Below are 23217 nucleotides of genomic sequence, written 5' to 3'. Positions count from 1 at the left end.
TTCGTCAAGTTCGATTATCCAGAAAATAATATATTTTGTGACCGCCCAGAGCAAGAGCACGCCGGACCGCACCTGCAACAACCAGGCTCGGACGACCCGGACCGACCCGACGGAGCGTGGCGGCAGCCGGTTCCCGGTCCGCCCAGACGATCATCGTCGGGCTGGTCCGGCGCGACCCGACCCACTTCTGCCGGGCAGCACGGCGACGAGCTGCCCCAGCCCACCCGCGGTGGGCAGGCTCGCCACGGCCGCCAGCCCGGCGGCGATCTCGGCCCCGGTCAGGCCCGCCCGATCGAGCAGCCAACCCGCCTTGGCCTCGATCTCACCGGCGGTCATGGGTGACTCCGGGTCACCCTTGGTGTCCCGGACCTGCTCGCGGTACCACCGTCCCCCGTACGCCACCGACACCCGCGCCCCCCAACTCGACGGATAAGCCGACGTGTACGGTTCCCCGCCGGCCAGCCGCACCCGGGCCCGGATCGCCGCCAGTTCGGGATCGCACAGGGCCGGCGGGGCCACATCGTCCAGGGATGGCTCCCCGCGCGCCAGCGCGACAGCCACCAGGTGCTGGACCGAGAACAAGGCCTCCGGGGTCGACGCCGGTCGGGGCTGATCGGTGAAGCCCAACGCCTCCGGGTAGGTGACGACCTCGATCTCCTCGATCCGCCCGGCGGGTACCCCGTCCGCCACCAGGTGTCGCCGCACCCGAAGCGCGGCGTCCACGGCGGGGTGCGCATGCCGGCAGCCCGGCCAAGGTTTGAGGGAGGTCTCGGTGATCTTCCACTCGGCGCCGCCGGGCCGATTGACGGCCTCGGGGTCCGCATCCGGACAGCTCGCCGCGAACAGGCCCAGCTCCCCCTCGAGAACGTGCCGTGGACCGGTCAGCCCCAGGTGCGCCAGCCGCGCCGCGCGCAGTCCGGCGCTGGCCGACTCCCCGACGTGGACCAGTTTGGACATCGTCCGTTCGAGGCGGCAGCGCCACAGACCACCGGTACGGCTACCCGCGTTGCCGAGGGCGTCGACCCACTGACGGTCGGTGAGTTCCAGCAGGCTCGCGCCGGCCGCTGCGGCCCCGAACGCGCCACAGGTGCTCGTCGGATGGAAGTGCCGATAATGGGTGGGCCCGGTCGCCTCACCGACCCGGATCATCACCTCGTACCCGCGAACCACGGCGTCGAGGAACCGCGCCCCGTTCGCCCCCTGTCGTTGGGCCATCGCCAGGGCCGCCGCGATCACCACCGGCCCGGGATGCAGCCTGGCCTGTCGGTGTGTGGCGTCCATCTCCAGCACCAGAGCCAGCCCCGCGTTGACGAACGCGGCGGTCGACTCGGCCCGTTCGCCGTACCCGACGGTCCACGCCGGGCCGTCGTCGGCGGAGGCGGCGAACGCGGTGAGGATGCCGCCCTCCTCGGTGTCGAGACCAGCCGTCGCGGTCGCGATCCAGTCGAGCACATGCAGCGCGGCGAGCCTGCGCGCATCCGCGCCGACCGGACGGCGTACCTCGGCGACCAGCGCCTCCGTCAGCGACGGATCGTCCGGCTCACCGATCTCAGCCAGCGACGGATCGTCCAGTTCGCCGATCTCAGCCACCGTTGGCCTCGCCGAGGGCAGCACGATGCGCGGCCAGGATCCGCTCGGCCCGAAGCCGGACGGGCAGGTCCACCATCTCCCCGCCGACCCGGCCGGCCGACGACCCCGCCTCAGTCGCGGCCAGCACCTGGGTCGCCCAGGCAACCCGGTCCGCCGAAGGCCGCAACGCGCGGTGCGCCGGGGGAATCTGCCGGGGATGGACACAGAGCTTGCCGGTGAACCCCAGTGCCCGAGCGCGCTCGGTCGCGGTGAACACCTCCCGCTCGTCGTCGAGCCCGGCGCTGACCCCGTCCACGGGACCGGACAAGCCAGCCAGCCGGGAGGCGATGACCAACTCGGCGCGGGCCGACAGCAACGGCTCCCACGCCTCCTCAGCACCGAGGTCCAGGGCCAGGTCGACCGTGCCGATCGCCAGCCGGGCCACCGCCGGGGCAGCCGCGACCTCGCGGGCCCGGGCCACCCCCCGGGCGCTCTCGACCAGCGCGAGCACCGGGACCCCGAGCCGGTCGCCGACCAGCTGGAGCACATCCGGATCCTCGGCCTTCGCGACCACCACGGCGGTGAGCCCGGGTACGCCGGCCAGGGCGGTCAGGTCATCGGCCTGCTCCGGACCGGCGTTGATCCGCACCGCGGCGGCACCCGTGCCGCAGAGCCAGTCCCGGACCCACTGCCGCGCGGCCGGCTTGTCCGGCCCGCTGACCGCGTCCTCCAGGTCGAGAATGACCACGTCAGCCCCAGCCGCGACGGCCTTGCCGAAGCGGTCGGGACGGGACCCGGGCACGAACAGCAGGGTCCGGGCGGTCTGCACCGATCGCCACGCGGTGCTGGCGTTCACGCGTCGACCGCCGGTACGGGCCGCTGCGGGCTGTGCCCCCGCCGGTAGACCAGCAGGGTCCGGCGGAAGATCACCACGACCGTGCCGTCCTGGTTGTAACCAGTTGTGCGGACCTCGACAACGCCCACATCAGCGCGCGAGCTCGACGGTCGGACGCCGAGCACCTCGGAGCGGGAATAGAGGGTGTCCCCCTCGAACACCGGATGCGGCATCCGGACCTCGGCCCACTCCAGGTTGGCGAAGACGTTCTGCGACACGTCGGTTACGGATTGTCCGGTGACGACCGACAGGGTCAGGCACGAGTTCACCAGCGGACGACCGAACGCGGTCTGTCTGGCGTAGTGGTGGTCGAAGTGCAGGGGGGCGGTGTTCTGGGTGAGCAGGGTGAACCAGCTGTTGTCCGTCGAGGTGATGGTGCGTCCCAACGGGTGCTCGTAGATGTCGCCGACCTCGAAGTCCTCCAGGAATCGGCCGGTCCAGCCAGGTTTGACGGTCATCGGGCAGCCTCATCGGTACTCATGTGCGTGATCTCGTCATCGGTGAACTCCAACTCGGCCAGCACGGTGCGGGTGTGCTGGCCGAGGGCGGGCACCGGATCGACCCGCACGTCGATCTGCTCCGAGGTGACCGGGGGCAGCAGGGTCCGCACCTCACCGGCCGGGGTCGCCACGGTCGTCCACCGGTTCCGCGCGGTGAGCTGCACGTGGTCGAGGAAGTTCGTCACGGTGTTGACCGTCGCGTTGGCGATCCCGGCCGTGTCGAGTCGGGCCGTGATCTCGGCGACGGTGAACCTGCTCATCCACCTGGCCAGCTCCTGATCGAGGTCCGCCCGGTGGGCCACCCGGTCGGAGTTGCTGTCGAACCGCGGATCATCCGCCAGCGCCGGCGCTTCGAGGACCTCGAAGGCGAAGCGACGCCACTCACGCTCGTTCTGGACGGCAAGCTGGACGGTGCCGTCGGCGACCGGGTACGGGCCGTACGGCGCGATGACCGTGTGGTGGGCGCCGAACCGGCGTGGATCCGTTCCGGTGTGCTGGGCCATCAGCGCGGGTTGCGACATCCACTCGGCGAGGGCGTCGAACAGCGAGACCTCCAGCGCGCAACCCTCGCCGGTGCGTTCCCGACGGTAGAGCGCGGTCAGGATGCCGCTGTAGGCGTAGACCCCGGCGGCGATGTCGGCCACCGAGATCCCCACCTTCACCGGCGTGTCCGGGGTGCCGGTGATGGACAGCAGGCCGGTCTCGCACTGGATGAGCGCGTCGTACGCCTTGCGGTCACGCCACGGGCCACCGTTGCCGTAGCCGCTGATCGAGCAGGTGATCAGCTCTGGCCGGTCGGCGCGCAACTCCTCGACCGCGAAGCCGAGCCGGTCCACTGCCCCTGGGGCGAGGTTCTGCACGAACACGTCCGCCCGGGCGAGCAGTCGACGCAGCGCGGTTCGGCCGCCCGGGGACTTGAGGTCCAGGACCACCGACTCCTTCGAGCGGTTGAGCCAGACGAAGTAGCTCGCCTGTCCGTGCACAGTACGGTCGTAGCCCCGGGCGAAGTCACCCTCGGGCCGTTCGATCTTGATCACGCGTGCACCGAGATCGGCGAGCTGCCGGGTGGCGAACGGCGCGGCAACGGCCTGCTCGAGTGAGACGACGACGATGCCATCCAGAGGGAGCACACGTCCTCCTTATCCTGATTTGTTGCAGTCTCCCCGCGCATGGGAAGGTCTCCGGGCCCTGTGCCGACATCGGCCGGCCGAGATTCTCTCGGAGATGAAAAATATGATACACAGTATCCTCGCGCCGTTGAGCGTCCAGAGTTCAGCCGCGAGCAGGAGGAACGATGCAGCTACACCACCTCGGCTGGGCCGTACATTCGATCGAGGCGTCCCGGGAGCACTTCGAGACCCAACTCGGCCTGCCGTACGAAGGGGCCGAGGAGTTCCCGACGCTGACGGTCGCCTTCTTCCGGGCCGGCGCCACCCTGATCGAGCTGCTGGAGCCGAAATCCGATGAGGACGAGGTGGCCCAGTTCCTCCGGGAACGGGGCGAGGGCATCCACCACTGCGCGTACCTGGTCGACGACGTCGCCACCGCGCTGGCCGACGCCGAGGCGCACGGGATGAGTCTGATGGACACGGTGCCCCGCCCCGGCTCGCGCGGAACGACGATCGGTTTCGTCGACCCCCGACGGGCCGACCGGATCCTGGTGGAGTACGTCCGGGAGCCGGTCGCGTGACCACGACCGATCCGGCCGCCCACGAGCTGGCCCGAGGTCTGCTCGACCTGTCCCGTACCGGCCTGAACAGCGAACTCCGCGCGCACGCGGCCCGCAGTCTGTTGAACGTCGTCGCCACCGCGACCGGCGCCTGCCGTGATCGGGCCGTCGAGATCGTCATCGCGACCGCGCTGGACAACGGGGGTGAGCGTCGCTGTCCGGTACCCGGCCGCGTGGAGCGCCTCGATCCGCTGAGCGCCGCGCTGGCGACCGGGCTCGCCGCCCACCTCGACGACTTCGACGACACCCACCTCGACACCGTCGTACACCCGGGCGCGGCCGTGCTCGGCGCCGTGGTGGCGGTCCTGCCGGACCACGAGACCACTGGACCCCGGCTCCTCGACGCGGTCACCCTCGGGCTGGAGACCCAGCTTCGGCTCGCCCGGACGATGACGCCGTGGCACTACGACGACGGCTGGCACATCACCGGAACCGTGGGCCCCCTGGGTGCCGCGGTCACCGCCGGCCTGCTCATGGGGCTGTCCCCGGGGCAACTCGGCAACGCGATCGCGATCGCGTCCAGCATGACGCTGGGGCATCGGGAGGGGTTCGGCACGATGGTCAAGCCGTTCCACCCCGGTAAGGCCGCGGCCAACGGCGTACTGGCGGCTGCCCTGGCCCGGCGGGACTTCACCGGCTCCCCGACGGCGTTGGAGGGCCCACGCGGCTACTTCCGGGCGCTGTCCCCCACGGCAGACCTCACCCGGCTCACCACCGAGCTGGGGACACGCTGGGAGTTCCTGGACAACACCGTCAAGCCGTATCCGTGTGGGATCGTCGCGCATCCCGCGATCGAGGCCGCCGAGCGGCTGCACACCCGGCTCACCGGCCGCACCCCGGTGGCCGTACGGGTCCGCTGCCACCCCCTGGTCGCCGAACTGACCGGGAACCCGGCACCGGACACCGGACTCGCCGCCCGGTTCAGCACCGTGCACGGCGTCGCCGCGGCGTTGGCCGACGGTGTGGTGGGGCTGGCCCAGTACGAGGACGCCCGGGTGGTCGCCCCGGACGTGACCGCCCTCCGCGCGGCCACCACCCTGATCATCGACGGGTCGATGGCCCGCGACGCGGCGACCGTCGAGGTCGTGGTGCCCGACGGGCCGGCGCTCACCGAGTCCGTCACGCATGCCCGGGGCAGCGTCGCGCGGCCGATGACCGACACCGAACTCGACCGGAAGGTCACCGCCCTGGTCGACCGGACCCGGCCCGGTCACGGCCCCGAGGTCATCGCGGCGGTACGCGGCCTGGCCTCGGCCACCTCCTGCGGCGACCTGTTGACGACGATCGTGGGAGAGCCAGCATGACGGGAACAACGCAACCCGGCCCGGGCCCGCTCACCGCCGAGCTTGCCGAGTTCGCCAGCGGCCTGAGCTGGGAGCAGATCCCGGAATCCGCCCGGCACGCCGCCCGGCGTACGTTCGTCAACGTCGTCGGACTGGCCGTGGACGCGTCCCGCCACGACGCCGTCGAGATCGCCGTCGCCACCCTGGGCGACCTGGGCCTGCGCGGGCGCTCCTCGGTGCTCGGCCGCGCGGACACGCTCACCGCCGCCTGGGCGGCGTTCGTGAACGGCATGGCGATGCACGTCGAGGACTTCGACGACACCCACCTGCGTACCGTGATCCATCCCGGCTCGCCGGTGGTGCCGGCCGCTCTCGCCGTGGCCGAACTCACCAACGCGTCAGGGCGTGACCTCCTCACCGCCGTCACCGCCGGAGTCGAGGTGGCCTGCCGGGTCGGCAACGCGCTCGGCCCGGGACACTTCGACCGGGGCTGGCACCTGACCGGCACGATGGGACATCTCGGTGCCGCTGTCGCGGCGGGCCGGCTGCTCGGACTCGACGCCACCCGGATGCGGCACGCGGTCTCGTTGGCGGCGACCCAGGCTGCCGGCACCACCGAGCAGTTGGGCACGATGAGCAAGTCCATGCATCCCGGAAAGGCCGCCGCTGACGGGGTGGAGGCCGCGCTGCTGGCCGCCGCCGGGTTCACCGGGCCCGACGCGCCGCTGGAGGGCCGGCGGGGCCTCGCGGCCCTGTTGGCGCCCGAACCCGACCTGGCCGAGGCCACCCGGGAGCTGGGCCGGGCCTGGGAGATCGAGGCGAACGCGTTCAAGCCTTACAGTTGCGGGATCGTCAGCCACCCGGTCATCGACGCCGCCATCGAGCTACGCGACATCCTGCCCGGGCCGGAGGTCATCGAGTCGGTGGACGTGGTGGTCCGCCCGGTGGTCCTGGAGGTGATGGGAGTCGAGGAACCGGAGGACGGGCTGCGCAGCAAGTTCTCCGTCTACCACTGCTTCGCGGTGGGATTCCTCGACGGCGGCGCCGGACCGGCCCAGTACAGCGACGCCCGGGCGCGGGACGAGTCGGTGATCGCCCTACGCCGCAAGGTGCGGGCCAGCATCGAACCGACGATGCCGAAAGACGCCTGCGAGGTCACCGTACGCACGACCGGGGGCACGACCCACCGGGTCTCGATCGCACACGCCACCGGCAGCGTCGACCGGCCGATGTCCGATGAGCGGCTACGGGCAAAGTTCGACCTGCTCGTCCGTCCCCGGCTCGGGGATCGCGCGGCGGCGTTGTGGCGCACGGCCTGGCATATCGACGAATGCGACGGGATTGGTAACCTGTTCGGCCTCAGCCGTTGGTGACAGGGGCGGTCCGACCGGCGCGCGGGGGCCGGGCCGTCTCCCCTGTCCGAGGACCGATTCAGTATGCTGCGTCGGGCCATATTTCATATTTGAGGACTCTGGATGAACCTACCCGTCAACGGTGCTCAGTCCAAGAACAAGCGGATGCAGCTCAGTGACGAGGCGGCCAGCTACGTCCGAGAATTAATCATGTCCGGACAGCTCCGGCCGGGACAGCACCTTCGTCAGGAACAGGTCGCCGCCGCGCTGGAGATCAGCGTCACCCCGGTCCGGGAAGGACTACTCTCGCTGCGCGCCGAGGGCTTCCTCCAACTCCAGCCCCGGCGTGGTTTCGTGGTCGCTCCGCTGGCCCCGGCGGACATCCGCGACCTGTTCATCGCCCAGGCGCTGATCGCCGGGGAGCTGGCCGCTCGCGCGGCCACGACCCTCACCGAGGAACAGATCGCCGAGCTGCAAGCCCTTCAGGGCCGGATCGACGAGGCGGCGAGCAACGGCGACACCGACGAGATGGAACGCCTGAACCACCTGTTCCACCGGATGATCAACACCAGTGGCGGTTCAGGAAAGCTGCTCTGGTTCCTCGGCTTCATCGCCAAGTACGTGCCCCGCCGCTTCTACGCCATGATCGGTGGCTGGCCGGACGCGTCCCTGCACGACCATTCCTCGATCGTACGAGCGCTGGCCAGTCACGACCCGGAAGCAGCCAGACGAGCCGTCACCGACCACCTCCGGCACGCCGGGGAACTGCTCGCCGATCACTTCGCGTCGAACAGCCTGGACACTGCCGGGACGAGCGGCCCGGACGGCGCTGTCCCGAGGAGCTGACCCACCGAACGGGCCGGCCGGCCACACCCACCGGGCCGAATCGGTCACCAGCGCGGGAAGACGGTCGGGTGGCGGACGCACCGCCACCCGACCGCAACGTTCATCCCTTCAGGGCCGACCCTCCGACCGCCCCGGTGGCCGGACCGGCATCGGATGCCACACCGGTCAGGTGTCCCGAGGTGACACCCAGTCCCGCCGTCGCTCCGGCATCCACCGGAAGCACAACCCCGGTGATCCACCGGGCGCGGTCACCGGCCAGGAAGGCGATCGCCTCGCCGACGTCCCATCCGGTGCCCTCGGTACGCAGCAGAGAACGGTGTCGACGCCGCTCGCGAGCCTGCTCGGAGACCCCGGTGCTGGACACCATCGGAGTCCACACCAGCCCGGGAGCGACGGCGTTGACCCGGATCCCCTCCGGACCGTGCTGCGCCGCCATCGCCCGGGTCAGCTGCACCACCGCGCCCTTGGTGGCCGGGTAGGCGATCGACGGGTGCCCGCCGACCAACCCGGCCACCGACGCCGTGTTGACGATCGACCCGCCGCCGCCCGACCGCATCACCGGGACGCAATGCCGGGACATCAGCACCATCGAGCCGAGATTGACCCGCAGACAGCGGTCCCAGTCGTCCAGGTCGACGTCGACCACGTCACCGGGCGGCCCCACCACCCCGACGTTGTTCACCAGGATGTCGATCCGGCCCCAGAGTTCCAGGGTGGTCCGGGTCAGGGCCGCACACGACCGGGAGCTGGTCACATCGGCCTCGACGACGATCGCCTCGCCGCCCTCCGCCGCGATCAGGTCGGTCGTGGCCTCGGCCCAGTCCCGGACGCTGTCCACCACGACCACCCGGGCTCCCCGCCGGGCCAGCAGGATCGCGGTGGCCCGGCCGATGCCGACGCCGTCCCCCCGCGAACCGCCGCCGGTGACGATCGCGACCTTCCCAGCGAGCCCGGTCGGCTCGATCCCCGAGGTCGAGTCCCCTCGGCCCCGGGTCGTCACCGGCCGGCCCGGGCGGCGATTCCCTCGATCGTGGCGGCAAAACCGTCGCGGATCGACGTCAGCCGGAGGGAGTCGCCCAGCAGGGCGGTCAGCGGGGAGGCGTCGATCTGGTACGGGAAACCGAGCACCCCCGGCTCGACCGTCAGCTCGGCCGAGGGCACCAGCGCACGTACCGTCTCGACCGCGCCGACCATGGTCAGTACCGTCCCTGGCAGGTTGTAGACGGCGTTGTCGGTACTGTCCAGGCGGGACGCCAGCGTGAACGCCGCCGCCACGTCCCGGACGTACTGCCAGCAGTAGACGTCGTCGCCGTAGGGAACCACCCCGGGCTGCCCGAGCGCCGGCCGCTGGAACAACTGCTCGGTGAACAGGCCCTCGCCGCGTACCTTCCCGGCGCCGTAGACCAGCCCGATCCGCAGCCCCACACAGTTCACCCCGTACCGCTGCCGGTACGCGCGGCTGATGTGCTCGCAGTACGACTTCGTCGCCCCGTACGCGTTGTCGGGCGAGTGCGGGGTGTGCTCGGTGAGCAGCTCACCCTCGGCCAATGCCGCGGCGCTGTGCCCGAACACCGCCATCGAACTGGCCCAGGTCACATTGGCCAGGCGAAGGATCCGAGCTGCCTCGAAGATGTTCTGGGTACCGGCGCAGTTGACCTCCAGAGCCCGGTACGGATCCTCGGCCGAGGCCGGGGCCAGCAGGGAACCCAGGTGGATGACGCGGTCCACGCCGTGCTCGGCCAGGACGGCCAGCAGCGACCGCAGATCGGATACGTCACCCCGGACGTACTCGACCCCGGCCTGCCGCAGCTCCTCCCGGGGTTCAAGCGGGTCCAGGGCGAGGACCCGCTCGTCCTGCCCGGCGAGGATCGCAGTGGCGTACTGGCCGACGAAACCGGTGCCGCCGGTGACTAGTGTCGTCATCGCCCGTCGGTCTCCCCGAGCACGGTCTCCCCGTTGATCGTCCCGTCGAGGATGAAGTCCCGCACCAGCTTCGCGCTCTCCTCGGGCCGTTCGACCAGGTGCAGGTGGCCGCAGCCCTCCAGCAGCGTCAGCCAGGCGTTCGGCAGCCGCCGGACCATCTCCCGGGTGCCGACCCCCGCCGGACCGGAGTCCACCGGGGTCATGATGTCCTGGTCACCGCTGGTCACCAGCACCGGCGCCGTGATCTGCGGCAGGTAACCGGTGAGATCCGCCTCGCAGAGCAGGTCGCAGAAGTGCTTCCACAGCTCGGGGTCGTTCTTCTTGAACGCGGCCCCCATCGCCGCCACCTGGGCCGGTGCACGGTCGGTGTCGTGGAACGCCCGGCTGAACGCCTGCGAGGCGATGAGGTTGGCGACCTCCTCGCCCATCCCGGTCGCGGTCGCCATCGCCTTCCACACCTTCTTGTTGAGGATCGCGAGGCTGTCGTACCGGGCCATGCAGCAGCCGATGACCAGCCGCTTGACCCGGTCCGGGTACTTGGCCGCCATCACGATGCCCACCATGCCCCCGAACGAGGTGCCGTGCACATCGACGGCGTCCAGGCCGAGGTGGTCGAGCAGCCCGACCGCCTCGTCGGCCCACCCCTCGATCGAGTACGGCGCCGGCGGCTTGTCACTGTCGCCGAACCCGCGCATGTCGTAATCGATCACGGTGAAGTCCGGACGCAGCAGCGGGGTCACCGGGGCGAAGTTGGCGTGGCCGAGGCCGAGCCCGTGCAGTTGCAGCAGGTGCGGTCCCTGTCCCTCCACCTCGTACCACAGAGATGTGTTGTTGATCGTCGCGTACGCCATGTGGTGCTCCTTGATCAGGGGTCGAACTGGTGGGGAAAGACGGAAAGGTCCCGACGGTCACCGCGCCACGTCGGGGCTGGCCCCGAACCGGGCGCCGAACCGGCGGAGCAGGGCGACGAAGAGGCGATCGGCGAGCAGGCCGAGCGCGCCGAGGGTGATCAGGGCGGCGAACACGCCCCGGATGTTGGTGGTCGCCATGCCGTTGGTGACGATCACGCCGAGACCGGATGGCGCGCCGAGCATCTCCGCGGTCACCACCGTCATGAACGCGTTGCCCAACGCGATCCGGATTCCGGCGAGAATGTACGCCGCGCTGGCGGGAAACCGCACCAGCAGGAAGGTCTGCCACGGCCGGGCGCCGAAGGTCGCCGCCATGCGCAGCTTGTTCTCCGGTACCGCCCGCACGCCCGCCGCCGTGTTCACCGCGACGACGAACACCGTCGTGTAGAGGATCAGGGTCAGTTTCGCCGGCTCACCGGCACCGAGCCAGAGCAGGATGGGAGCGAACCAGGCCAGCGGCGGGATGAACCGGAAGAAGCTGATGAACGGCTCGAGCAACGCCTCAAGTACCCGACTCGAACCGGTCAGCAGGCCGAGCAGCGTACCGATCAGGCTGCCCAGTACGAGGCCTGCGGCGACCCGTCCCAGGCTCGCCGACACCGCCTGCGCGAGACTGCCGTCGGCAAGCACCAGTCGGAACTGGGTGACCACGTCGGGAGGACCGGGGAACAGCATCGGCATCCCGTAGAAGCTGGCGGCCAGCCACCACAGCCCCACCACGGCGACGAAGCCGCCGACGATGCTGAGGGCCCGCCGCCACCGCGGGACACCGCCCGGCCGACGGACGAGGGCGGGTCGGGCCGCCCGGGTCGACACGCTCATCGCGCCACCTGCCCACAGTAGAATCGGCGGAAGATCCGGGCAGTGGCCAGGACGAACACCCGGTCGAAGGCCAGGCCGGCGGCACCGATCAGGAGAATCCCGGCGAACATGGTCGGGGTGTCGAAGAAGAGTCGCGAGTTGTAGATGAGGTAGCCGATGCCGTCGCTGCCCGCCACCATCTCGGCGCCGATCACGCTCATGAAGGAGTAGCCGAGGGACAGCCGCATCCCGGTCAGCACGTAGGGCACCGCACTTGGGATGACCACCGAACGGTAGGTCCGCAACCGCCCGGCGCCGAAGACCCGGGCCATCCGGGTCTTGTTCCGGGCGGCCTGCGCCATCCCGGTCAGGGTGTTGAGGATGACCGGGAAGACGGTGGCGTAGATGACGATGAACCGCATCGACGCGTCCCCGACCCCGAACCAGATCGTGGCCGGCACGATCCAGGCCACCGGCGTGATGGAGCGCAGGAAGTGCACGACGGGTTCCAGCGCGTCGGCCGCCACCCGCGACGAGCCGAGCAGGCTCGCGACGGCGATTCCCAGAGTGCTGCCCAGCGCGAACCCGACCACCACCCGCCACAGGGTGATCAGCACCTCGCCGCGCGAGTCCGTGTCCTGGACCAGTTCCATCAGCGCGCGGGCGCTTTCGACCGGGGTCGGGAAGACCAGCGGGTTGTTCTTCGCCAACGCGGCGACGTGCCACACCACGATCGCGGCCACGACCGCCAGCAGGTTCAGCCCGATCCGACGCCGTGACCAGGATGCCGCCGAACGTGGTCCGCGCCGTCGGGGCCGGGGGCCGGCCGGGCCGCCGGTCGTTCTCGTGGGATCGGCGACCCCGGTGGGGGCGCCGCCGGGCCGCCCACCGAAGTCGGTGGCGGAGGCGGGCTTCATCGCGTACCCACCTCGCCGTCCAGACCGGGACGTCGGGCCTTCGCTGTGGTCACGGTCCGCTCCAGGTCCTGGTAGAGCGCGCCGAAGTCCGGCCCGCCCCGCTCACGCGGACGCGGTAGCGGATTCTCGATGACATCGTGCAGCCTCGCCTCCGGCCCGGACGTCATGATCCCGATCCGGTCGCCGAGGATCATCGCCTCGGAGATGTCGTGGGTGATGAACAGGACGGTGCGGTCGGTGGCTGCCCAGATCCGGGCCAGTTCGTCCTGCAACGTGGTCCGGGTCTGGGCATCCAGGGCACCGAACGGTTCGTCCATCAACAGGATCGGCGCGTCGGTGACCAGGGCCCGGGCGATCTGTACCCGCTGCTTCATCCCGCCGGAGAGTTCGTGCGGGTACTTCTTCGCCTGACCACCGAGTTCGACCATCTCCAGCGCGGCCCGCACCCGCTGCTGGCGTTCGGGGTTCTTGACCCCGAGCACGCGCAGGCCGAACTCGACGTTGCCGTAGACGTTGAGCCAACCGAGCAGCGAATCGTCCCCCTGGAAGATCACCGCCCGGTCCGGCCCGGGGCCGGTGACGGGCCGGCCGGCAACGGTCATCCGCCCCTCGGTCGGGAACTCGAATCCCGCCACCTGATTGAGGACGGTGGTCTTTCCGCAACCGCTGGGGCCCAGCAGCACGAAGAACTCTCCCCGGGACAGCGACAGGGAGACGTCCGCAAGGATCCGCGGCGCACCGGCCGCGTATGCGAACGAGATGTCCTCGATCGTCACGTAGCCGTCCCCGTCCACCGCCGGGTGTCGCCTCGTCGTAGCGTCCGTTGCCGTCATGCCCTGCCTCCCTGAACGAGCCGCCCGATCAATGCGACGTGCGTCATCGGATCGGGAACCGTCGTGGTAAGGACGATCCCCTCGATACCGGCCTTCTCCTCTACGACCCGCAGCCGCTCGGCGACCTCACCAGGGGTCCCCACCAGCGCGAAACGGTCCAACAGGTACGCCTCTTCCCGGGGGTAGTCCGCGAGTGTCCGGGCGTTGACGCCGCCCGGACGCGCGTGCTCGGCGAACACGTATCGCGAGAACAACTCCCGCAGGCCGGGTACCAGGTCCGCCGGGACTCCCCGCCCGGCGAGGTTGACCCGCAGCCCATGCCGGGCCACGGCGACGACCGAAGCGCGGACGGCCTGCCGGGCGGCAGCGACCTCGCTGTCCCGCTCGACCAGGTGGGCCACCGCGACCATCCATCCGCGCTGGGGCCGCCCCGCCGCCTCAGCTGCGGTCGTGGCGAGCCTGCCCAGCCAGCCGGGTTCGAATCCGCCGCCGAGCAGGACACCATCGGCGCTGGCCGGGGTCGCCGCCGCCGCCTGTGGCCCGCTGGCGGCCAGAAAGAGCTGAGGACCCGAGCCGGCCACCGCCCGGATGGTGTCGAGCGCCTCACCCACCTGTCCCGGATCTGCCGGGCGCAACCCCACACTGTGTACGGCCGAGTCACCGGTGCCCATCGCGACGAACACCCGGCCGGGGAACAGTCCGTTGAGCGCGGCCACATCGGCGGCGTGTACCGACGGGTGGCGGGTGATCGGATTCGTCACGCACGGCCCGACCCGGATGGTGCGGGTGTGCGCGAGGATGTGCTGCACCACGGGATACATCGCCCCGTAGAGGTGCGACGAATCGGCGACACCGAACGTTCCGATGCCGACCTCCTCGGCGACCCGGGCGATCTCCAGCGCACGGGCGAGATCGGTCGGGATGTGCGAAACGGCGATTTCCATCTATCTCACTGAGTCCGAAGGCCGGCCGGCGGGTGCGTGCGGCACTCGATCGGCATGGGTGTGGGGGGCACTGATGACTCCTCGGTACGGTGGAACAGGCCGGCGGGTGGCGTCCGCCGGGGTGGGCGTTGCCAGCGGACCCGGGGCTCGAAGTCGGGCGGCCCTGTCCGGTGTTCGACCGGCTTTCCCGGGCCACGGAAACCGTGGCCCGGGTCGGCCTTCCCGTACCGTCCGGATCAACCCAAGGAACTGGTCGATCGGGTGTTCTGGGCATCACCGGTGATCGCCGGGTCGGAATCGAGGACCCAAATGGCGATCGTCAGAGGGCGCTGACCCAATCGGTTATGACGTAGCTCTTCGCATCGACCTTGTTCTTGATGTTGCCCATCTCCAGTTGGTAGTCGGCGACCTGCTGGATCTGGTCGACACTCGCCGGGTCGAAGGCCAGACTGAAATCAATCTTCGCCAGGATCTTCTTGGCCTCGGCGTCGTCGGTGATTCCGGTCTTGGACTTGATGAACTCGATGACCTCGCCCTGGTTGCTCTTCATGTAGGCGGACGTCTCCCGCAGCGCGCGCAGGACCTTGACACCCACCTCCTGGTTCTCGAAGATCTTCGGCCCGGCCACCACATAGCCGATGAAGGGCAGCAGGTCGTCATCGCCCCCGGCCCAGCCGAGGCGTGCGCCTGGCCGCGCGCTGATGGCTTTGGTGACGTTCGGCTCGAAATGAATGATCGCGTTCGCGTCGCCCTTGGCAAAGGCCGGTACGAGCTGGGCGTACTTCGCGTCCTTGACCTTGATCTTCGATTTGTCCAGCTTGTGGAACGCCACGAAGCGGTCGAACCAGTAGCTGGCCGTCGAGTTGGACTGAAGGGCGATCGTCTTGCCGTACAGATCCTGTGGGGTGGCGATACTGCTGTCGACGACGATGCCCCACCATCCGTACGACGTCGCATTGTGCCCGATGATCTTCACCTTGGCGCCCTTTGCCGCGAGGCTCGCGACCGGATAGCCGGCGACGGAGGTCAGGTCGGCCTGGCCGGTGACCACGGCCTCCGTCCCCTCCACGCCGGTCGGGAACTCCTGCAACTTGGCTTCGATTCCCTGCTTTGCAAGAAAGCCCTTCTGCACCGCGAAGTACAGCGGAATTCCAAAGAAGTCGGGTTGAGTGGCGACTGTCAGCGCCTGCTTCCCACCCGCTCCTTCTGTAGTTGGCGACGATGAGTCACTGCCGCAAGCCGCCAGCGTGAGCGCTGCGACGACCAGGGCAACGGCGAATCGCCCTCTTCGAACGAACACAAGACCTCCCGAGTAAGGGCGGAGCATGTACTTTATATTTCATGTGAGCGAGACCGTCAAGAGATCATCTAGCCCACGACCAGGCGAGATCCGCAGGCCCACGCACCGAACCAGACATCCGAGGCGTACCACGACACCGGGCGGGACCAGCGCACGCTCAAGCGGTGCCGGCGGGCACTGCCGTCCGGTCAGCGCCTCCCCGAGCCGACGAGCCGGGTGATCAGGATGGCGTTCCCCCGGGATGCGGACACCGGGTTATGCCGCGATCCGGTGCGGCGTAAAGACTCAGTCGGCGTGCCGGGAGACGGTGGCAGCAGTGTGGTCGGCTTGTGCCGCTCGTCCTAGCCGCGCGGCCCAACCGTTTACCGGGGGCCCGGAGAGCCCGCCGTGGTGCCCGCCGTCGCCATGCTCGTCCGTCCGGGAGGGTCGGGCGCCCGCCCGGGGCTCGGGCGGGCGCCGGGGCCAGGTGATCCGCGGGTTCGCGGTCACCTGGCCTGCCACCCATCGGCCCGGAGCTCAGTCACCCCGGATTCCGGCAGGTCAGCCGACGGGTGGGGCGGTCCAGGAGGACCGGATCAGCTCCCGCTCGGTGGCGGCGAGGTGGGCGGTCACGGCGAGCCAGGCCCAGGCGTACCGGTCCGGGTCGGGATCGGTGAGCCGACCGAACGCGTCCCGACCGCGCCGGTCGGACTCGTCGGCGAGCGCGGCGGCCACCGCGGCGGCGGTGGTGAAGCCGGCGCGGCGCAGCGGACCAGCCAGCCCGCCCTCGCCGCGGGCCGCCTCGGCGACGGCGCGGCGACCGCCGGAGACGGCCAGCTCCACCAGCCGGCGGACCCGCCACAGCGGGGACTCCGCAACCGCGTCGGCCTCGACGGCGAGAACCGGCTCGGTCATCGCGGCCGGTTCGCGCGACGGTAGATGGCTGCCCTGGATCTCGTCGTAGCCGAGGTCCACCCGGCCGTGCCAGCCTGCGGGCAGCCGGAGCGTCGCGGCGGCACCGGGCACCGGGCCGACCGCGAGCGGGTGCAGCGTGCTGGCCCGGTCCGGGTCCAGCCGGCCGACCACCCGGATCCGCAGGCCCGGCCAGGAGGCGAGCCGCCGCAGGTTGGCCACGTGGGCCAGCACCGGGTGAGAGTTCACCGGCGCCAGCCGGATAACCGGCCCGTCCGGCAAAGGCGCACGGTCCGGTCCGACGTCGGTGGCGGGGGCCAGCTCGCGGGCCAGCACCTGGTCACCGACGGCACCTACCACCATCAGGTCACAGCCGACCAGCGCGGTCCCGGCCCGGGCCGGGTCCTCCGGGTCGTCGGCGGCGAGTTGGGCGGTCACCACCTCGGCGAGCGGGCGTGCGAACAGTTCCGCCAGCGGTCCGGCGGACCAGCCGGTCCCGGTGAGCGGGCTGGCCCGGACCCCCTTGCCGGCGCCGAGCCGGCCGTCCGGGGAGACGGTGGTTCCGGTGATCCGCAGGCCGCCACGGGCCAGCACCGAGTGGTTGACCGCGACCGCGCCCATCTCGGTGACCGCCCGGGCGCAGTCCCGTGCCCGGTCCGGGCCGCCCGGTTTCACGTCGCCGAAGGAGAGCCGGCGCCCGTCGGCGGTGACCAGGTGGGTGACCACCCCGGCGTATCCGGTCGCGCTGATCACCGGTTCCCGGCAGACGCCGTACACCTCCAACGTGCCGTCCGGCTGGTAGGCCCGCCGGAGTATGCCGACCAGCGCCGGGTCGGGATCGCCGGCGGCCAGCCGGCCGGCCACGTACAGCAGGTCGTGCAGCACCTCGACCAGCTCGGCCAGCCGGTGGCCGGCCTGTCGTCCCCGGTGGGCGCGCAGGCCACGTACCGTGCGCAACGCGGCGCTCTCGGCCCTCGGCAGGCCGGCCAGCCGGGCGCTGTGCGCGGCCCGCAGCAGTTCGGCCTGGGGAACCGCGCCGGCGGCCGGCACGCCGGCCGCGAGCACCGCGGCGGCTGCCCGCCACAGCGCGCTCGCGGCGGCCCGTTGCGCCTTCGTCGGTGCCGTGCTCCGGCTGGTACGACCGGCGGCCGGGCCAGCCGGTCCCCCGGTCCGCCCGGTGGCCACGCCGGAGTTGTCCGGGGTGGACGATGCGGCGGTGGACGGCAGATCGGGGTGGGTGGCCCGGTCGGCGATCGGGCAGGCGACCAGGACCGCCGTCCGGTGCAGACAGCGGGGCGCCAGCAGGCAGCTGCACCGCGCCTGGTGCGGCTCGGTGACCACGCCGGCCGGTCCGGGCATCAGGGTGACCAGGGCCTCGGCGCCGCAGTCGACCGCTACGCCGCCGTCGACCCGGCGGACCGGTACACCGGCCAGCCGTCCGACGGTGGCGTCCAGCCGCTTGTGCAGCCGAGGTGGCAGGGCCGCCACCGCCGCGGCGGCGACCCCCGGCAGCACCGGCGGCAACCGGTCGGTGTCCACGGCGGTGGGTGTGCGGTCCGTCAACGTGATCCTCCGCGGATGCGGTCGCCCACCCAGCGGGCGAGTTCGAGCGGGCTGAGAGCGGCGACCGGCATCCCGGCCGCGACGAGTTGCTCGGCGACCGGTACCGAGTAGCAGGGCACTCCCCTGTCGTTCAGCGCGGCGCAGCCGAGCAGGTGCACGCCGGAACTGGCCAGCGTGCGAACCTCGCCGAGCAGCCCGGCCAGCGGGTAGCCCTCCTCGAAGTCGCTGACCACCGCGACGATGGTGCGGCTCGGCACGGTCACCAGCGAGCGGGCGTGGGCCAGCCCGGCGGCGATGTGCGTGCCGCCGCCGACGCGCACCTCCAGCAGCAGCGACAACGGGTCGTCGACCCGGTCGGTCAGGTCGGCCACCTCGGTGGAGAAGGCGAGGAAGTGGGTGGACAGGGTGGGCACCCCGGCCAGCACGGCGGCGGTCAACGCCGACCACACCACCGACGCCTCCATCGAGCCGGACACGTCGACCACCAGCACCAGCCGCCAGTCGGCCTCCCTGCGGGTCCGGGTGTTGAAGATTGGACGCTCCGGCACCACCACCGTCCGGCCGTCGCCGAGCCGCTGGGTGTGCGCCAGGTTCGCCCGAAGCGTACGGGCGAGGTTGATCCGGCCACCGGGACGACGGGACGGACGCGGGTTCGTCAGCCCGGTCAGCGCCGGACGCACCTGGGTGGCCAACTGCTTGGTCAGCTCCTCGACCAGCCGCCGGACCAGGGGCCGCAGCTTGGCCAGGTGCCCCTCGGGCAGGCCACCGGCCAGCGACAGCACCGAGGTCAGCAGCTCCATCGAGGGGCGTACCGTGGCCGGGTCGAGCTCGGCGAGCACGTCGGTACGGCCGCTCTCGGCCGCCCGGGCGATGACCTCCTCACGTACCGCTGTGCCGAACAGCGCCTCCAGTTCGTCGGCCCACTCGCGCGCGGTCGGGAAGGATGCCTCCTGGCCGCCGCCGGCCGCCTGGCCGAGGTCGGTGACGCCCTCGCCCTGGCCCGCCCCGTACAGCTCGTCCAAGGCGCGGGCATAGCGGCGGGCATCGGCCGGCAACCGGTCGGGTTGCCGCCCGAGCAGCAGCCGCCACCGGTCCGTGGGGGTGAGCCGGGCGGCCTGCGTCTCCGGCCCGGGTTCAACGCCGGCGGGGTTGGCGGCGGGGGTGTCGGCGGAGCCGGTCGGCGTTCCCGGGAACGGGATGTCGCGGGCGACCAGGGCGGCCCGGCCGGCCGCGTCGGCGGCGGCCCAGCGGGCCAGCAGCTCGGGCGGGGCGGACAGGACCAGATCGAGCCGGTCACCCAGCCGTTCGGTGACGGTGTGCAGCAGCCGACCCCGGGCCGCCGGGGTGAGCACGTCGAACCCGCCACGCAGGGCCGGCAGCCGGTCCAGGAACTCGGTGTCGGTGAGCCGCTCGATCCGCTCCAGCAGCGGGTCCAGCGCGGCCGGGGCGGACTGCAGCAGCGGGTGCGCCGCGGTGAGCAGCCCACCGAGCAGCCGGTGCAGGTGCCGGCGGGTGTCCGGTCCGGTCGCCGCGTCGATCCAGCCGGCCACCCGGGTGCCCAGGGTCTCCAGATCGGTCAGCTCGAGCAGCACCCGGGCGGCCAGGGCCGCGCCCTGGATCAGCGACGAACCGGCCCGGGCCAGGTAGCCGAGGGCCTCGTCCAGGCGCAGGCCGATCCGGTCCTCACCGGCCCGGACCGCGAGGTCGACCAGCGCGGCGGCGTCGGCTGCGGCGTCGCTGCCGGCCAGGCCGGGCAGCCCGCGGACCGCCGCGTCCAGCAGCACGACGGCCAGCTCGGCCGCCCGGGCCCGGCCGTCGGCGGTGGTGCCTGGCAGGTGTTCCCGGCGCAGCGCCTCCAGCAGGTCCAGTGCGGCCAGCAGCTCGGGCAGCGTGCCGGTGCCCGGCAGCACCGTGGCGGCCAGCTCGAGCCGGTCGGTGACCAGTTCGGGCAGGTCACACCGGGCGGCGTCGCGTAGCCCGGTCAGCAGCCGCTCGGCGGTGGGGCCACCGTCGGCGGCCTCCCGGCGAAACCGCTCCCGCAAGGTGCCGGCCGCGGCCAGCGCCGCGGTCACCCCACGTACGCCGACCAGGTCCAGCCGGGCCGCCACGGACGGTGTCCAGGCCAGTTGCCAGCGGGTGGTCAGGGCGGCGCCGTCCCCGGTGCCGGACACCGCGATCGGCTCGCCGTAGCCGACGCCGCAGACCTGGAGGCGTTGCAGCAGGATCTCCCGCCGCCCGTCCAGCTCGGTGCGCAGCGGGTCGAGCCGGACCTCGCGGGACTTCGGGCTGTCCGGGTTGGGCAGCCGCAACGCGGCGAGTTCCGCCTCGACCGCGGGGCCGAGCCCGGACCGGGGCGTACCGGGGGCGATCCGGCCCCGCTCGGCGCCGACCAGCACGGTCTCCAGCGCCCTGGCCAGCGCTCGGCCGCGGCCGAGCAGTTCACCCTGGCCGAGCACGGTGGTCACCGCCTCCAGCACCTCGCCCCGGCCGGGGGCGGGCAGGTCCCGCAGCCGGGCCAGGTCGCCGGCCAGGCGTACCGTCTCGGCGGCCTCGCCGGTGCCGGCGGTGTGACCGGCCGAGCGGAGTTCCCGGCACAGGTCGGTGACCGCCCGGGCGGCGGCGGCCCGGATCCGTTCCGGGTCGCCGGCGGCGGTGAAGACGGACTGCTGCCAGCGTGGATCGCGGATCCCGGCCGGGTAGCCGGACCGGGAGTCGAGCAGGTCGAACGCGTACGGCACCAGCGAGGTGACCGCCGGGCCGCCGTCGGGGGTGGCGGCCGGCCCGCGCTGGGTCGTCACGGACCGGACCGGACCGGCCGGGGCGGCACCGCCGGCCGGCCGGGCCGGACCGCCGCAGGCGTCGGCACCGGTGTCGGTGTCGGTGTCGGGCGACGGGGCGACGAGCAGGGCCGGGGCGTGGAATGCGCCGATGACGGCGGCGACCCGCCGACCGTCCGCGCCGGCCTCGGCCAGCACCCGGCGCATGTGCCGCTCGCGGGCCAGGTCCCGGGCCGGTACGCCGTCGCCGCTGTCGGTACGCATCGCCCAGCCGACGGCGAGGGCGGCCCGGCGGACCGCCTCGGGCGAGCAGCCCGGGGCACGCACCTCGACCACCCGGTCCCACAGGTCGTCGCCGTCCCGACCGGTGCCGCTGGCGCTGAGCGCGGCGGCGTAGCCGGACCGGCGCAGGCCGGGCACCGGCTCACCGGCGTCCGGGGCGGGGTCGCCACCGGCGGTCGGCCCGGACCCGGCAGTCGGCTCCGAGCCGGGAGCCGGGTCCGAGCCGGGAGCCGGGTCGGTGGTGTCGGCGGTCCAGCCGGGGTCGGCCAGCGGCAGGTCGCAGCAGACCACCTCGACGCCGCGCTGCCGGGCCCAGCGGATCGCGGCCAGTTCCGGGGAGAAGTCGGCGAACGGGTAGAAGCCCATCGGCCCGTCCGCGCCGTTGCTGCCGACCAGGGCCAGCGGGGCCCGGGCGGCCGGGTCGGACAGGTACGGCAGCCAACGCTGGAAGTCGGCCGGCAGCTCGATACAGACCACCTCGGCCCCGGCGGCGTCGAGCAGTGCCGGGAGCACCGCCGCCAGGGCCGGGCTGTGATGCCGCACCCCGATCAGGTACGGCCGGACCGCACCGGCGAGCGCGTCGACCACGGTTCGCGGGTCGGCCGTCGTCGGATCGACCGCCACCGGGTCGACGGTCGGCGGAGCCGCACCGGTCGACGTGCTGGGGAGGGTCGTCACCGCAGGTTCTCCCGCAGGTCCCAGAGCCGGCGCCACATCGCCGAGCCGTCCTCGGCGCGGCGGCGGACCGGGCCGTCCCAGTAGCCGAGCAGCCGGGCGTGGTCGTTCTGGTCGTCCTTGCGGACCACGCCGAGCAGGTGCCCGGGCACCAGGTCGAGCGCGTCCCCGCCGGGCAGGTACGCGGCGGCCAACCCGAGCGACGCCGCCACCTGCACCGCCTCGGCGGTGGACATGACCGTGCCGGGCCGTTCCACGTCCCAGCCCTCGCCCGACCGGCCGGAACGCAGGTCGCGGAACACGGTGACCAGGGCGTCCAGCACCGCGTCGTCCACGGTGTAGGCCGCGCCGGCGCGCTGCACGGCGGCGGTGGCCTGCCGACGGACCAGGTCGGTCTCGGTGTCCACGTCCGAGATCGGGTGGATGGTCTCGAAGTTGAACCGGCGCTTGAGGGCCGAGGACATCTCCGACACGCCCCGGTCCCGCAGGTTGGCGGTGGCGATCACGGTGAACCCGGGTGCCGCGCGGATCAGGCCGTCGGAGGTGCCACTCAGCTCCGGCACGTTCATCCGCCGGTCGGACAGCAGGGACACCAGCGCGTCCTGCACCTCGGGCAGGCAGCGGGTGACCTCCTCGATCCGGACCACCCGGCCGGTACGCATCGCGGTCAGCACCGGCGAGTCGACCAGCGCCTGCGGGGTCGGGCCCTGGGCGAGCAGCAGGGCGTAGTTCCAGCCGTACCGGAACGCGTCCTCGGTGGTGCCGGCGGTGCCCTGCACGGTCAGCGCGCTGGTGCCACAGACCGCGGCGGCCAGCAGCTCGGACAGCATGGACTTGGCGGTACCGGGCTCGCCGACCAGCAGCAGGCCCCGCTCGCCGGCCAGGGTGACCACGCACCGCTCGACCAGGCTCCGCTCACCGACGAACTTCGCCGGAATGGTCATGCTGGCCGGCAGTTCGGTGTCGGCCGGGCCGGTGCGCCGGTCGGCGGGCAGCTTCAACGCCTCGCCGTCGCTGCCCTGGATGAAGGTGACCACGGCGCGCGGGGTCAGCGCCCAGCCCGGCGGACGGGCCCCGTCGTCGTACGCGGCCAGGAAGTCCAGCTCGTCGGCGTACCGCTGTTCGGCGGAGAGGACCTGGGCGGCGATCTCCGCCGCCGCGGCGGGGCGGACGTGTTCCGTCACGGTCACTGATGTTCCTCGATCTCTTTCTGGTTCGGACGGGGG

General features: G+C 72.1%; 19 protein-coding genes. 4 read left to right on the top strand and 15 right to left on the bottom strand.

Going from position 1 to position 23217, the window contains the following annotated elements:
- Positions 1–150 precede the first annotated feature (150 nt).
- Genes OG559_RS23270 through OG559_RS23255 form a run of 4 tightly spaced genes read right to left on the bottom strand, consistent with a single transcriptional unit; the run spans position 151 to position 4094 of the window.
- A complete protein-coding gene (locus OG559_RS23270; RefSeq protein ID WP_405106912.1) occupies positions 151–1590 on the bottom strand; it encodes an MmgE/PrpD family protein in 1440 nt (479 codons plus the stop codon).
- Positions 1583–2425 carry an HpcH/HpaI aldolase/citrate lyase family protein gene (locus OG559_RS23265; RefSeq protein WP_405106910.1) on the bottom strand — a complete coding sequence of 281 codons (843 nt, stop codon included), beginning with the start codon at positions 2423–2425 and terminating at the stop codon, positions 1583–1585. The genes OG559_RS23270 and OG559_RS23265 overlap by 8 nt, the downstream gene beginning before the upstream one ends.
- On the bottom strand, positions 2422–2922 hold the full coding sequence (locus OG559_RS23260; protein WP_405106907.1) for a MaoC family dehydratase: 501 nt from the start codon (positions 2920–2922) through the stop codon (positions 2422–2424). Before OG559_RS23260 ends, OG559_RS23265 begins: the two co-directional genes overlap by 4 nt.
- Positions 2919–4094, bottom strand: a complete 1176-nt coding sequence (locus OG559_RS23255) for a CaiB/BaiF CoA transferase family protein (protein WP_405106905.1) — start codon at positions 4092–4094, stop codon at positions 2919–2921. Before OG559_RS23255 ends, OG559_RS23260 begins: the two co-directional genes overlap by 4 nt.
- Before the next feature lie 164 nt (positions 4095–4258).
- Between OG559_RS23255 and OG559_RS23250 the strand changes: the two genes are divergently transcribed.
- The 4 genes from OG559_RS23250 to OG559_RS23235 all read left to right on the top strand — a co-directional run bounded on the left by OG559_RS23250 (position 4259) and on the right by OG559_RS23235 (position 8174).
- Positions 4259–4654 carry a VOC family protein gene (locus tag OG559_RS23250; RefSeq protein WP_405106902.1) on the top strand — a complete coding sequence of 132 codons (396 nt, stop codon included), beginning with the start codon at positions 4259–4261 and terminating at the stop codon, positions 4652–4654.
- Positions 4651–5997: an MmgE/PrpD family protein gene (locus tag OG559_RS23245; protein ID WP_405106899.1), complete on the top strand. Its 1347-nt coding sequence runs from the start codon at positions 4651–4653 to the stop codon at positions 5995–5997. The genes OG559_RS23250 and OG559_RS23245 overlap by 4 nt, the downstream gene beginning before the upstream one ends.
- The gene (locus tag OG559_RS23240) at positions 5994–7349 is read left to right on the top strand and encodes an MmgE/PrpD family protein (RefSeq protein WP_405106896.1); all 1356 of its coding nucleotides are present in this window, start codon (positions 5994–5996) and stop codon (positions 7347–7349) included. The genes OG559_RS23245 and OG559_RS23240 overlap by 4 nt, the downstream gene beginning before the upstream one ends.
- A 102-nt stretch (positions 7350–7451) precedes the next feature.
- Positions 7452–8174: a GntR family transcriptional regulator gene (locus OG559_RS23235; RefSeq protein WP_405106894.1), complete on the top strand. Its 723-nt coding sequence runs from the start codon at positions 7452–7454 to the stop codon at positions 8172–8174.
- Positions 8175–8274: 100 nt separating this feature from the next.
- On the opposite strand, the gene OG559_RS23230 is transcribed toward OG559_RS23235, so the two are convergent.
- The 11 genes from OG559_RS23230 to OG559_RS23180 all read right to left on the bottom strand — a co-directional run bounded on the left by OG559_RS23230 (position 8275) and on the right by OG559_RS23180 (position 23181).
- Positions 8275–9174, bottom strand: a complete 900-nt coding sequence (locus OG559_RS23230) for an SDR family NAD(P)-dependent oxidoreductase (protein WP_405106892.1) — start codon at positions 9172–9174, stop codon at positions 8275–8277.
- Positions 9171–10097, bottom strand: coding sequence for an NAD-dependent epimerase/dehydratase family protein (locus OG559_RS23225; protein ID WP_405106889.1), 927 nt, complete (start codon positions 10095–10097; stop codon positions 9171–9173). Before OG559_RS23225 ends, OG559_RS23230 begins: the two co-directional genes overlap by 4 nt.
- On the bottom strand, positions 10094–10948 hold the full coding sequence (locus OG559_RS23220; protein WP_405106886.1) for an alpha/beta fold hydrolase: 855 nt from the start codon (positions 10946–10948) through the stop codon (positions 10094–10096). Before OG559_RS23220 ends, OG559_RS23225 begins: the two co-directional genes overlap by 4 nt.
- A 57-nt stretch (positions 10949–11005) precedes the next feature.
- A complete protein-coding gene (locus tag OG559_RS23215) occupies positions 11006–11830 on the bottom strand; it encodes an ABC transporter permease (protein WP_405106883.1) in 825 nt (274 codons plus the stop codon).
- Entirely contained in the window at positions 11827–12726 is a 900-nt protein-coding gene (locus OG559_RS23210; protein WP_405106881.1) for an ABC transporter permease, read from the bottom strand. The genes OG559_RS23215 and OG559_RS23210 overlap by 4 nt, the downstream gene beginning before the upstream one ends.
- Entirely contained in the window at positions 12723–13559 is an 837-nt protein-coding gene (locus tag OG559_RS23205) for an ABC transporter ATP-binding protein (RefSeq protein ID WP_405106878.1), read from the bottom strand. Before OG559_RS23205 ends, OG559_RS23210 begins: the two co-directional genes overlap by 4 nt.
- Complete coding sequence (locus OG559_RS23200) at positions 13556–14503, bottom strand: LLM class flavin-dependent oxidoreductase (protein WP_405106876.1); 948 nt, start codon at positions 14501–14503, stop codon at positions 13556–13558. The genes OG559_RS23205 and OG559_RS23200 overlap by 4 nt, the downstream gene beginning before the upstream one ends.
- A 319-nt stretch (positions 14504–14822) precedes the next feature.
- Positions 14823–15803 (bottom strand): ABC transporter substrate-binding protein, encoded by a 981-nt coding sequence (locus OG559_RS23195; RefSeq protein WP_405106874.1) that lies wholly within the window; start codon positions 15801–15803, stop codon positions 14823–14825.
- A 540-nt stretch (positions 15804–16343) separates the two neighbouring features.
- Positions 16344–18257 carry a hypothetical protein gene (locus OG559_RS23190; protein WP_405106872.1) on the bottom strand — a complete coding sequence of 638 codons (1914 nt, stop codon included), beginning with the start codon at positions 18255–18257 and terminating at the stop codon, positions 16344–16346.
- Positions 18254–21994: a vWA domain-containing protein gene (locus OG559_RS23185; protein ID WP_405106869.1), complete on the bottom strand. Its 3741-nt coding sequence runs from the start codon at positions 21992–21994 to the stop codon at positions 18254–18256. Before OG559_RS23185 ends, OG559_RS23190 begins: the two co-directional genes overlap by 4 nt.
- Positions 21991–23181, bottom strand: coding sequence for an AAA family ATPase (locus OG559_RS23180; protein ID WP_405106866.1), 1191 nt, complete (start codon positions 23179–23181; stop codon positions 21991–21993). The genes OG559_RS23185 and OG559_RS23180 overlap by 4 nt, the downstream gene beginning before the upstream one ends.
- Positions 23182–23217 lie beyond the last annotated feature (36 nt).

Source organism: Micromonospora sp. NBC_01405, assembly GCF_045040155.1.
In the GTDB taxonomy this organism is placed as follows: domain Bacteria; phylum Actinomycetota; class Actinomycetes; order Mycobacteriales; family Micromonosporaceae; genus Micromonospora.
Note: the sequence above shows the minus strand (reverse complement) of the source record. Positions and strands in the feature narration are given on the sequence as shown.